The 11,943-nt window shown below is 39.8% G+C and carries 10 protein-coding genes; 4 read left to right on the top strand and 6 right to left on the bottom strand.

Features of this window, described 5'->3' with window-relative positions; all coding sequences use genetic code 11:
• Positions 1 to 1,550: transporter substrate-binding domain-containing protein (locus AACV33_RS03345; protein WP_182699860.1), on the bottom strand; the 1,550-nt coding region annotated here is incomplete at its 3' end.
• Between the two features lie 344 nt (positions 1,551 to 1,894).
• On the opposite strand from AACV33_RS03345, the gene AACV33_RS03340 reads away from it, so the two are divergent.
• On the top strand, positions 1,895 to 2,554 hold the full coding sequence (locus AACV33_RS03340; protein ID WP_017023362.1) for a MarC family protein: 660 nt from the start codon (positions 1,895 to 1,897) through the stop codon (positions 2,552 to 2,554).
• A gap of 52 nt (positions 2,555 to 2,606) precedes the next feature.
• On the opposite strand, the gene AACV33_RS03335 is transcribed toward AACV33_RS03340, so the two are convergent.
• Positions 2,607 to 3,485 carry a DMT family transporter gene (locus AACV33_RS03335; RefSeq protein ID WP_065611759.1) on the bottom strand — a complete coding sequence of 293 codons (879 nt, stop codon included), beginning with the start codon at positions 3,483 to 3,485 and terminating at the stop codon, positions 2,607 to 2,609.
• A gap of 115 nt (positions 3,486 to 3,600) precedes the next feature.
• Here AACV33_RS03335 and AACV33_RS03330 point away from each other — a divergent pair, with 115 nt between their 5' ends.
• Complete coding sequence (locus AACV33_RS03330) at positions 3,601 to 4,083, top strand: MarR family winged helix-turn-helix transcriptional regulator (protein ID WP_182699859.1); 483 nt, start codon at positions 3,601 to 3,603, stop codon at positions 4,081 to 4,083.
• A 92-nt stretch (positions 4,084 to 4,175) separates the two neighbouring features.
• On the opposite strand, the gene AACV33_RS03325 is transcribed toward AACV33_RS03330, so the two are convergent.
• The 4 genes from AACV33_RS03325 to AACV33_RS03310 form a co-directional block, all read right to left on the bottom strand.
• A complete protein-coding gene (locus tag AACV33_RS03325) occupies positions 4,176 to 6,143 on the bottom strand; it encodes a diguanylate cyclase (protein ID WP_182699858.1) in 1,968 nt (655 codons plus the stop codon).
• On the bottom strand, positions 6,140 to 7,246 hold the full coding sequence (locus tag AACV33_RS03320) for a sugar ABC transporter substrate-binding protein (protein WP_255458527.1): 1,107 nt from the start codon (positions 7,244 to 7,246) through the stop codon (positions 6,140 to 6,142). The genes AACV33_RS03325 and AACV33_RS03320 overlap by 4 nt, the downstream gene beginning before the upstream one ends.
• Before the next feature lie 187 nt (positions 7,247 to 7,433).
• The gene (locus AACV33_RS03315) at positions 7,434 to 8,036 is read right to left on the bottom strand and encodes a response regulator transcription factor (RefSeq protein ID WP_182699856.1); all 603 of its coding nucleotides are present in this window, start codon (positions 8,034 to 8,036) and stop codon (positions 7,434 to 7,436) included.
• Positions 8,037 to 8,058: 22 nt separating this feature from the next.
• Positions 8,059 to 9,903, bottom strand: a complete 1,845-nt coding sequence (locus tag AACV33_RS03310) for a sensor histidine kinase (RefSeq protein WP_255458526.1) — start codon at positions 9,901 to 9,903, stop codon at positions 8,059 to 8,061.
• Positions 9,904 to 10,093: 190 nt separating this feature from the next.
• On the opposite strand from AACV33_RS03310, the gene dsrO reads away from it, so the two are divergent.
• A complete protein-coding gene (gene dsrO / locus AACV33_RS03305; protein ID WP_017023369.1) occupies positions 10,094 to 10,870 on the top strand; it encodes a sulfate reduction electron transfer complex DsrMKJOP subunit DsrO in 777 nt (258 codons plus the stop codon).
• Positions 10,867 to 11,937, top strand: a complete 1,071-nt coding sequence (gene nrfD / locus AACV33_RS03300) for an NrfD/PsrC family molybdoenzyme membrane anchor subunit (RefSeq protein ID WP_065611763.1) — start codon at positions 10,867 to 10,869, stop codon at positions 11,935 to 11,937. The genes dsrO and nrfD overlap by 4 nt, the downstream gene beginning before the upstream one ends.
• Positions 11,938 to 11,943: the final 6 nt, after the last annotated feature.

The raw sequence follows: 11,943 nt of genomic DNA, 5'->3' as shown, positions 1-11,943 counted from the left end.
CAAAAATAAATGACTAAACAAGCCAGAAAAACAGCACAAGAAAATAAAAATAAAACTTTATAGACCAGACTTTTTTCATAGCCATAAATAACATTAAATTGCCTGTAGCCTCTTTTTAATTTGGTTAATTCTTCATGATCGACAGTGGCTAATACGCCATTAATGACTTCTGACAGCAAGACATTATTTTTAGATACCGCAAATGAAATATCGACAATTCGATCTGGGCTTTTTCCAATTGAAAAATGATCCGTAAAATCTTTAGCAATAACACCTTCAATAAGATCACTGGGTAAATAAGCACAACGAATCTCCCCAAGCTCTAAATCATTTAATAATGACTTAACGTCATCGTACGTTTTTGTCGAGTTAGAAAAAAACGACCTAATTAAACTTGTTTTGGTATTATTTGATGCGATTAACACCCCTGTTGGTTTGTTTGCATCAACATAATCTTTCTTTTCAATCGAGCGATACGTAATAGAGATATAAGGGTGACTTAACGTAATATTACTGTCGTTATTTTCGCCAGGATAAGCAATGGGAACAAGGTCAATATCACCATCAGACAAACTGTTCCATGCCGTTTTTCCAATGCTTGGTACGTATTTAAACTTCAATCCTGTACGAGCCTGAATTAACTTAATAAAATCAAATAAATAGCCCGTTATTTCACCTTTATCATTACGATAAAACAAAGGATAAGAATCTTCTTTCAAACTGTATCTAATCGTTTGCTCTTCCGCGTTCATATTTCGATAAGCCAGATTCAGTAAATCACTTTGATGATAAATATTATCTGATTCTATTTGAGTGTGAGGGGCTCTATCTTCTTTCTCATTAAGCACTTTATTTATTATATCAATCAATATCTTATTTTTTTTAGATGCAATAACCCCCGCACTTTCCGGTTCTAGCCATTCTGGTAATTTAGTGGTCCCTTTAACAATATTAGAATCATTTAAGTATTCTGCAATCGTTACATAGTTGGCGATAATTGCATCCGCTTCGCCTTCATTAACAAGATTAATCGCTTCTAAAAAATGCTTTTTCTCATCAATTTGTCGAATCCCTTGTTCTTTCAGTCTTTCGCAGTAAATAGTCCCTGAGACACAAGCCCAAGATAGGCTTTGAATCGGCATATAAGCCGCTCTGGTTTTTCGATACCAAACGGCAACACTGCCCGTAAAAAAAGGAACAGAAAAAGAGAAAGTGCGATCACGCTCAGGCGTTTGGCTAAAACCCACGGCAATATCAGATTCACCTTCAGCTACGCTTTTTAATAACTCATCGACGGAATCAAACGTATTATATTTAACCTTCACGCCAATAATTGACGTTATATTTTTAATATAATCGATATGAATTCCATTATATTCGCCTACTGGTGTTTTCTCTATATAAGGCGACCAACTCTCCGATAACACGGCAATTGAGATCGTTGGATTTTTCTTTATATACACTTTTTCTATTGGAGTGAGGTTGATCTCGTGTGAATACGCTACCGCAGGCAGAAATAAGATCACAATGAAATTTAATATTTTGCCCATGCTTAAAACACCAAGAACCGTATGTAAAGGCCTAAGCCTAATGCCAAGTTAGTTAATGTCAATATTCTCAACTACAAGAAATACCAATAAGTCATTGAAAAATAATGCATTGATTTACTTTTGTAGGCCAAGACCTACAAAGAAATAATTATTAACCTACAAGCGAGTTAATAAATTACACAAATTATGTACTTAAGCAGTACTATCGCAGATAATTCGTAATTACATAAACAGCATCAATAATATGTAAACTGCGTAATATTAGGCAAATAACGACAATACGAATATCAACACGTATGCTTAGCCACTCTATAAATATAAGAACCTTTTAAAAGGATTGAATCATGCACGACTTTGCAACAATGGCTGTCACCGTATTCATGGGATTCTTTGCAATGATGAACCCAATAGCAAACACTGCCGTCTTCATTGGCATGACGGGTGAGCAATCAGAGCCACAACGAAAAAAAACCGCCATTAAAGCATTAACGACGGCTTTCATTATTATTGCGTTATTCTGTATTTTAGGAAAAGGGATCTTTGAACTGTTTGGAATTACATTGCCAGCATTAAGGCTTGCTGGTGGCATTCTTGTTTTCATGGTGGGTTATCACATGTTACAAGGCAATAGCTCAACACTTCACTCCACTTCACCGAACAACAGTAAAGACAAAAACGAAGAAGCATCCAGTGATAATGATATCGCAATATCTCCACTCGCCCTTCCGATTCTGGCAGGACCAGGAACCATAGCAACGGCGATGAATTATTCAGCGTCAGGTGGATTTACTAATATTGTCGTGACTATTTCGTCTTTTGCTATCTTATGTTTAATTACCCTAGTGTGCTTTTTATACGGTCAAAAATTGATCGCAAAAGTAGGTAAAAGTGGTATCGCTATTACGACTCGATTAATGGGCTTAATTTTAACGGTTATCGCTATGCAGATGTTTATTCAGGGTGTTCATGACGCGATCATCCTATTTAGCGTCACTGGAAAGTAATCTCTATTTATCTCGAAAATTAGCCCGTTAGATCGCTCTAATGGGCCATTTTTTATTTACGTGTTTTGTTTTTTGCTATCATCACGACCTGAGGTAATAAAGAAACCACGATCATGCCTGCCATTAAGGCATATTGATGCATAGAAAAGGTTTCGTTCACTAACACTAAACCTGTCACGATGCCTGCTATCGGGTTTGCAATACCACCAAAAGTAAATTCAACCACGGTCATTCTTTGTAAAAGCCATACATACATGCCATAAGCCAACGCAGTGTTCAACGTCAGCAACCAAACAAGCCCTAAGACATTATTCATACTGATATGAGTCACTGCATTAACGTACAGCTCTCTGTCGAACTGACTATGAATCAACGCGCCTATCAGCATAAATGTACCACCAATGATAAGTTGCCATGTCAGCACCTTCCACCAATGCATTCTTCCACCTAACGATTTAGTAATCCCACTGCCAACAACAATGCAGCAAATCGCCGTAAGCATTGCCGCCAAACCAACAGGGTTTAACACTATCTGGCTCGGGTCAAACAACTGCCATGCTAAGAAAATCAATAACGCTCCTGAAATAGCTTGAATCGCCGTTGGCATTTTCTTATAAACCACCCAGTGCAGAATCATCGCAAAAACAGGAACCGAGATCATTCCGACCCCAGAAATAGCTGAAGGAAGCGTCAACGCCATCACAAAAATCAAACTAAAAAAGGCCGCGATATTAATCGCCCCTAATACAAGTAAAATAGGCCATTCACTTTTCTTTGGTAAACTTGGCTTAATGAATAAAAGAAGTAACCCAGCAGGTAAGGCACGTAAAGCCCCTAGTAATAATGGCGGCCAATCAGGAAGCGTAAACTGAGTGACGGCATAAGTCGTTCCCCAAAAGAAGGCCGGGATCATTGCTAATAGTATATTCATGTTAATTATCTTTATGTGAAGATAGATTTAGCCTCAATTTACGGGATTGGACTCGTCTTGTAAAGTATCTTTATGTTAAGATACTTTCCGGTTGCTATGCTGTGGAATATAAAAAATGGATGCTATCGATAAAGTGGTTGCTCAATGGGCAAATGAAAAACCGACGATGAATACCGGCCCGATGGCAATAATGGGCAGATTACTCCGAATTGCGAAACACCTTGAATGTGATATTTCAGCGTTACATAAACAACACGATCTTAAGATGGGTGAGTTTGATGTTCTAAGTACTTTACGTCGCTCTGGTGCACCTCATAAGCTAACACCCTCAGAGTTAATGAACTCGATGATGCTGACTTCTGGTGCAATGACAAACCGATTAGATAAATTAGAATCAAAAGGGTTAATCATTCGAGAACACAGTAAAGAAGACAGACGCAGTGTGATGATCTCACTGACAGAGAATGGGTTTGCGTTAATTGATGTGTTGATTGAAGAACACGCCGCATTACAAGAAAGCCTTTTTTCTGCGCTCGATGAAAAACAACAACAACAAATAAGTCTATTACTTAAACAAACGTTATCTGGCTTTGAATAAAACATAAACATATTAATGGTTTAAAATAAATAAAGAGGAATACCGACATCGACATTCCTCTTTATTTTCATTCATGATCATCAAAAGCACTGTTATTTTTGCTTTTTCTGGTATGCCCTTTTCTCTCGGTACATATGTTCATCAGCAACAGTAAACATCTTAAGTAATTCGGTGTTGTCTGAACATGACCATCCAACAGAATAATGTGCAGGATGCAATTGAGCGTTTTTATCAGAAAACCTCAATTGTTGTTGATGTATTTGCAACTGCTCAAACAGCAATACACACTCATTTTGCGTAGCACCTTTCACCAATAGAGCGAATTCATCTCCTCCAATTCGGTAAAATTTCGAGTTGTTCGATATCGCCTCTGTAATATTATAACCACTGGCCTTTATCAAATCATCACCGACATTGTGACCGTATTGATCATTGATCGCTTTTAAGCCATTCACATCCAAGATAAACAAACCAAAGTTCCAATCTAACTCAGAATCTCGGTATCGTTTCTGGTAATGCAACAAATCTTCATCAAACGCTTTACGGTTCCCTCCCGGTAATAACGCATCACTTCGAGCAATGTCCGCTAACTCTAACCACGAAGACAGTTGTTTAACAAAAAGCTCAAACACAAGTACTTGTTCTTCGAGCTGTGGTGTCGAAATAAAATGCAGACTCGCTAACAACTTATCGTTACTCGATACTATTTGTATCCCTTCTTTTTCACCTAAAGGCTCTGAACGCAATCTCCAATCGATATAAGGAAACAGTTTATTCAGTTGTTGTTCCACTTTTTCAGGAACCTCATGAAAACTCAACGATTTGTATTCTGAGCCAAATTCAATCACCGCCGCTAAGTTATTTTTATTCAACTCTTCTCTAAATAACGCGTCACTGATTTGTGCCGTTTGTTTGTTGACTTGGATCTCAAGCTCTTGATTAAAGGTCGACAGTTTTTCGTTACTCAATTCAACTAAGTTTTTAGATTTATTAAGTTCATCATTTGTGTTCTTTAACTCAAGCAATTGATTTCGAATAGTCACACTCATTTTACTAAGAACCACCGACATTCGGTTAAATTCAGTAAATTGAAAATATGTCTCTTTCGGCGCTTTATTTGATGCGTAACTGACGATCATCTCTTCCATCTCAAGAAGTTCTTTCGATATCCACCGGGTGATCCCCATCGACAGCAATAACACCGCAATAAAAGTCCACCCAATCACGGTAAACAAGGCAACTAATGTTGATTTCATCTCTTTTAAACGAGAGAAATCAGAGAATTGATAACAGATATCCAACGTCAATGCGGACGAGAAAAAATCATTATCTAAGATAAACAAACGCTCTAAAGCTTCATTGTCGCTTTTCTGTAGCGCTTCCAATTCACCGATTACATGCTGCTTAATATTAAAACTTTCATTTTCTAAAAGGAAATGTTGAAAATGCTGCTCAATCGTATCAAATGAGATTAAGACCACTACATAACCAGACGCCCTATAGCGACCAGAGCCTTCTAAATTGTACGCTAGCATTGGAGTGACTAAAGTAATCCCTTCCGACGATGAAAGCCCTTTAATAAGGTTTGGTTCAGTATAAAATCGAACCGCGGTTAACCCTTGCTCATAGATGGACTTATCTTGACTGATTTCTTTTAATAATTGACTGTTTTCGAAATGATATGAACGACCATTCAGATCGTACAATGGTTCCCAATCTTCATTTAATATATACACACTGTTAATTAAACTTGATAGCTCACTAAAGCGCGTCAAATTATGCATCACTACGCTAGAATAAAGAATATTATCAAGAGCTTGAATGTTAAAACGATCACGAGAAAGCCAGTTCAGACTTTGTTGTATACGATCAAATTCAATAACAATCTCTTGAGCAATAGTGGATACCGCATTTTGGATTTGTTGTTCTTTTTGATTCAGTAATTTCTCACCAATACTATTGGTCAAAAAATGACTAATAAAAATCAGTGGAATCAACGCAGTGCACAGCAATACGTAAGTAAATACTTTACGTAAACTTAAAAACGGACGACGGATCACTGCTCCTCCACCTTTTTAGAATATCGGTCTATTAGATTTTCGATATATTCCATGGTTTCCTTTTTTGGCATGCCATCAGAATGTCGAGATGCCCCTCTTGCTAAGGCTTCCCAAATAAAAGAAACACGCAAACTTGTTGGCATCGGTTGAGAGCGCAGATATTGTTGATATACCGAATACATTACGTTTTTATTGGATGACATTGAAACACGATTCACCTCTTCTGATGCTGAGATGTACTGATGTTTATTAATCAATTGAGTTAAAAACGCGTCATCTTGAGATAGCAGCATTAACTGCCTAATCATTTCGCGTTTCTCTGGATTTTGATACCCCCCTCTGGTAATGATTAAGACTTTACCTGCAGACAATGATTTCATCGGGACGCCTTGATAACTCGGCAGTGACGCAATACCAAGGTTGTCACCAAAAGCGTCAGACAGATCACTAACAGCCCAATCACCATCGATTAGATAAGACGCTTTACCATCGATAAATTGCTGACGCCCACACACATTACTGCACTCAGGGTGAATATGATTAGTCGCGGCGACATCATGATAAAACTGCAATGTCTCCATGCTTTTTTCATCATTAAAGATAATCTTATCAAGCGGTATATCTGGATGGAATAAGCTAAAAAACGCAGAGAAGAAATACATGTCTTTCACACTAAACACAATGTGCGTTTTATCTGGATCTTGTTTTGACAACGCTTGCAGTTGTTCCCAACGAGTTACTGGCTCTGACGTTTTACTTTTGTCATAAAACAGCATGAGGTGATTACCAAGAAACAAGGGTAAACCCATGTACTCATTACCCACCATCGCACTTTGCTTGGCCGCTTTCTCTAATTGATCTTCTTTGATCCACTCTTTAGGAATCGCTTTCAAACCGATAAATTTATGTAAACCTAAAAAATCAGAAGGCACCCATGCAACATCTGGCATGTAGTTTTTTGAGCGAGAGGCTAATAGTAATTCGGCTTTCATTTCATCGATAGAAAACTTGCGTATCATCAATTGATTACCCGTTCTGGCTTCAAACTCTTCAGCCAGTTTTTTATCTACGTTGTCCCCAAAAGCACTCCAAAATTCAAGCATTTTGGCTTCTGACATAAACGAGAAAAAAAGGGGGATTAATATAAAAAATCTACGCATAGTAACTAAATATATCGATTCAAAAGTAAAGAAAGAGGCAATACAAAATACGGCCAGTAACGATTGATAATTATATCAGATAATTCATCGTTTAACCCTTAGCTTTTGTAATGTAATTGTCACAATACGGCTATCCAGCATTTATCTTTGCGTAGCTCATCACTAAGTCTGCCACCGTTTTTGCATCGAATTTTTTCATCAAACTGGAACGATGAACTTCAACGGTTCTAACTGCCACGCACAAATCATTGGCAATCTGTTGATTACGTTTACCTTTTACTATCAACTGTAAAATTTCATGCTCTCTTTCGGTCAGAGACAGTAAGGCAATGCGACTGCCTTGCAATTCATACGCACTAAGAGAATAAGTAATGGCTTTATGAATAGCGACAGCCAATTGCTCACCATCGACGGGTTTTTGAAAGAAATCCACCGCCCCTAACTTTAGGGCATCCACCGCCATTGGTACGTCACCGTGTCCGGTTAAAAATATCACGGATAATGGGCTTTGTTGTTGATTCAAAATGGAATGAACTTCTTGACCACGAAGGATCGGCATTCGGCTATCAAGCACAACACAGCCAGGCTTCATCAAATCCACTTGGTCGATAAACGCTTGCCCATCTTCAAATGAAAAAACAAAAAAATCATGCCCTTCGAGCATAAAAGCTAATGAGTCACGTACCGATTCATCATCGTCCACCACATACACGGGTAACTTTAATTCAGACATTCGATTTCCTTATCCAAAAACATTATTCTTCGATCTCTTTTTTATCGACCGACAGTCTACTTAATCGTGGCAATATTACTGTGACACAACACCCTTGTGGTGATGCTGGTTCTAATAAAAATTGCCCTTGATGCGTTTCAATCACATCACGACAAATCGCAAGCCCAAGCCCTAAACCGTTCTCTTTGGTGGTAAAGAACGCTTTAGATAACAACTCACTGCCTTCTTTAAGCCCAATGCCGTTATCTTGCACTTTAATCACAACATTGGTGTCATCACATTGTGTTTCGATATGTATCTGATGTGTGACATTGCTCTCTTGTTCTTCGCGCTGCGTACAAGCATCTGCTGCATTGTTAAAAACATTAAGCAATACCTGTTGTATGCCTACGGCATCTCCCCACAAAAGACATGGTTCAGCCGCATTATCTCGCGTGAGATGAATTTTTTTCTTTTGAAAGTCGTACTCTAATAACGCTAAGGTATCGCTAATGATGCTATTAATATCACATTCAGCTTTGGCTATTTGCCGCTTATTAATCAGCTTACGTAACCGCTGCACAATGCTATCCGCACGAATTACCTGTTGCTCTATTTTCTCTAAAACGGGAATTAACTCTTGCGCTGGCAACCCTTTTTTGAGGCGTAACAATCCCCCTTGGCTGTAATTACGGATTGCGGCTAATGGCTGATTAATTTCATGCGCCAAACTGCTTCCTAGCTCTCCAACAATACTCACTCGTTGAGCGTGTTCTAGCATCGAGTTCTTCTCTTTTAAACTATGAAGCATACTTTCTAGATCTCGTTTACTGCGGCTGAATCGATATTCCAATAGAAAATGATAACCATTAAGTGCAATCACTAAGATGAATAACATCCAGCCCCATTGTTGATTCTGCTTCAGCCACGCTACAGCTTCTTGCCACCACGGTTTTTGCAATGGGTGCATATCCAAACCTTGATACAATTTATCGACGGAGAGCTGACTAATGGGTGACGTCCAACCCAACGAATTTGCAGCAAGGGCAGCAGACTCATGACTGGGTAATGACAACAAAGCTCTCGTGATCGGTTTGGCTAATCGTTCATTTCCTTTCCCTGTTTTAGCAAATGACCAGTTTGGGTAGAGCGGCGTTGAGGTGGCGCAAGAAAAATCGTCTGGTGCGATATTATTGATCACTCGATAGTTAGAGGCGTCGATCAATCCCTCTTTGTTCATTCTCTCAATTAAACACACAGGTACAATCGCCCCCTCAATATGTTTATCACGTAATTGATAAATTAAGGCATCTAACGGGAACCCTAAAAATTGCGTATCTGAAAAGTACGTTGATTGACTTAATCCGAGTTTATTAATCTCAAATCGTAACGTCAGATACCCCCCAAAGGCATTTTCATCGACCGCAGCTAAGGACTGTCCACTTAATGATTCGATGGTCGAAAATGATGAATCGTTACGGACCACTAACGCCGAGCCAATCGCATGGGTGGTTCCATTTTTACGAGTGGTGTTCGCGCTGCTTAATGTCGCAAGCCAAGAGAGTGGGTATTGTCTGCCTAATCGTACCGCTTGACCGGGGTTGGTGATAACAAAATCAACGGTTTGATTCTCGACCGCTTGTTCCATTTGTTGAAGCGTAAAAGGATGCAAAACAAAATGAGTATTAGGAACGCGTTCACTCACCCAATCCATCGTCGGTTGCCAACGATTTTGTGCTTCAGCCCCGCCACGGGTAGCCAATACACCGACATCAACATTAACGGTTTGCACTTGAGCAAAGACCGCATGAGATAACAACAAACACACGCACCCTACCCACAGCGATAGACTGATTTTACGACCTTGTATTTGCCATCCATTGCTCATTATCTTTTCGCTCTTATTTGAAATACTCGCCAAGAATAACAACTTCTGTTTTTTTCCCAACTCTTTTTCTTGTTTTAGATCAACTCACCTTACGCTATGTGGAAAACCACAATAGGCGGAACTGACTTAATTCTTAATAATCCGTTCATATTATGAAATGCACTCTAACTCCTAACCAAAAAGGTGTTTTATGGACAATACCAAACGTCGATTTCTCAGTCGTCTTGGCACCCTTACCGCAGGCGCTGCGATTATTCCTGTCGCTGGCGCAGGCACATTATCAGCCAATACCATTATCCGTAATAATAACCAGCCAGACCGCAAAGGCATGGTAGGTAAACGTTACGCGATGGTTGTTGATTTACGAAAATGTGTTGGCTGCCAAGCCTGTACCGTGGGTTGTTCCATCGAAAACCAAGCACCTATTGGGCAGTTTAGAACAACCGTAAAACAATACGAAGTCACGCTAGATAATGGCGAGACTGAAGTTCAAAACGTCAAATCATTCATGTTACCGCGTTTGTGTAACCACTGTGAAAATCCCCCTTGCGTTAAAGTTTGCCCAGTTCAAGCGACCTTCCAACGTGAAGATGGCATTGTCATGGTGGATAACGAACGCTGCGTAGCCTGTGCTTATTGTGTTCAGGCTTGTCCTTACGATGCCCGCTTCATTAATGAAGAAACCTTAACCGCAGACAAATGCACCTTCTGTGCTCACCGCTTAGAAAAAGGCTTATTGCCCGCTTGTGTCGAAACCTGTGTAGGTGGCGCGCGTGTGATTGGTGATTTGAATGATCCAAGCAGTGAAATTGTGCGCTTAATGGCAGAAAACCAAGCGGACATTAAAGTACTAAAACCGGAAGAAGAAACACAACCGCACGTGTTTTATATCGGCATGGACGAGCGCTTTACGTCTCACATTGAAGGCAAAGCCGCGATTTATGATCCAAAAGGAGAAAACGCATGAACATCACTGAAGTTTTAGTTCAACCACAAGCAACCGCGTGGCTTCCGTGGGCCGTGCAATATTTCTTATACATTGGCTCTGCTTACGCTGCTGCTATTTTGTTTTTACTGAGCTTGATATTTCAACAATTCACAAGCCATAAAATGCGCTCTGCATTGGTATTAACCCTCGCGATTGGCGCAATTGTTGGCCCGTTAGCATTAACCGGTGATCTGCATCAACCAGGTCGTGCTTGGCATTTCTTCTTCCATCTTACGCCTTGGTCTTGGATGTCTCTTGGATCGTTATTCTTGCCTCTTTTCTCAGGGCTAGCAGTACTCACAGCATGGCTATATTTACGTGATGACATTGCCCAATTGAAAAACAGCACCAATCCAATCGCAAAATTAGTGGGCTTACTCACTCTGGGTGATTGGAAAATAAATGCCGTACAAATGAAAATCGTCGCGGCGATCACGGTTTTATCAGGGTTAAGCATCGCGCTTTATACGGGCGCTGAAATTGCGATTGTAGAAAGCCGTCCATTATGGAATCAAGCCGCTTCTCCTCTGCTTTGGTTTATCACCGCTTTCTTAGGTGCGATTGGTTTCTCTGCAATTTTATTGTGGCTGTTCCCATCAGAAAATAACGACGTCATGAAGAGCGGGGATTTATCTCTCATCAAACGCGTGATGACATTAAGCTCACTGCTCGCTTTTATTCTTATGCCGCTTTGGGCTTCAAATAATCCGTACTTTTCATTGTACGAAAACAGCGATTGGATCACTCGGTTAAGCATTGTCAGCATGGGTTTTGTCCTTTGTTTTATTGTGGCTCAAAACATCAAAAAACTGCATCGACTGAGTTTCGCTGTGATTGCATTAACGACCTTGTGTGCGAGCTTTTATTTACGTTGGGTCACCATGATGGATGTACAAACCATACCAAAATTTGATGTGGGTGCTTACCCATACGAACTGCCAATGGGCGGCTCTGGGCTGCTGGGCATTATTGGTATGTTTGGCTTATGGATGGCGTTAGCGCTTGCTGCATCTGAACTCATCAACACAACAAAATCAACCAAGTAAGGAATT

It is taken from the genome of Aliivibrio sp. SR45-2, assembly GCF_963890165.1.
Lineage (GTDB): Bacteria > Pseudomonadota > Gammaproteobacteria > Enterobacterales > Vibrionaceae > Aliivibrio > Aliivibrio salmonicida.
Note: the sequence above shows the minus strand (reverse complement) of the source record. Positions and strands in the feature narration are given on the sequence as shown.

Excerpts from the sequence above, each read along its gene's own strand:
- nrfD (WP_065611763.1), top strand. The coding sequence starts at position 10,867 with ATGAACATCACTGAAGTTTTAGTTCAACCACAAGCAACCGCGTGGCTT.
- dsrO (WP_017023369.1), top strand. The coding sequence starts at position 10,094 with ATGGACAATACCAAACGTCGATTTCTCAGTCGTCTTGGCACCCTTACC.
- AACV33_RS03330 (WP_182699859.1), top strand. The coding sequence starts at position 3,601 with ATGGATGCTATCGATAAAGTGGTTGCTCAATGGGCAAATGAAAAACCG.
- AACV33_RS03340 (WP_017023362.1), top strand. The coding sequence starts at position 1,895 with ATGCACGACTTTGCAACAATGGCTGTCACCGTATTCATGGGATTCTTT.
- AACV33_RS03310 (WP_255458526.1), bottom strand. The coding sequence starts at position 9,903 with ATGAGCAATGGATGGCAAATACAAGGTCGTAAAATCAGTCTATCGCTG.
- AACV33_RS03335 (WP_065611759.1), bottom strand. The coding sequence starts at position 3,485 with ATGAATATACTATTAGCAATGATCCCGGCCTTCTTTTGGGGAACGACT.
- AACV33_RS03320 (WP_255458527.1), bottom strand. The coding sequence starts at position 7,246 with ATGCTTGAATTTTGGAGTGCTTTTGGGGACAACGTAGATAAAAAACTG.
- AACV33_RS03315 (WP_182699856.1), bottom strand. The coding sequence starts at position 8,036 with ATGTCTGAATTAAAGTTACCCGTGTATGTGGTGGACGATGATGAATCG.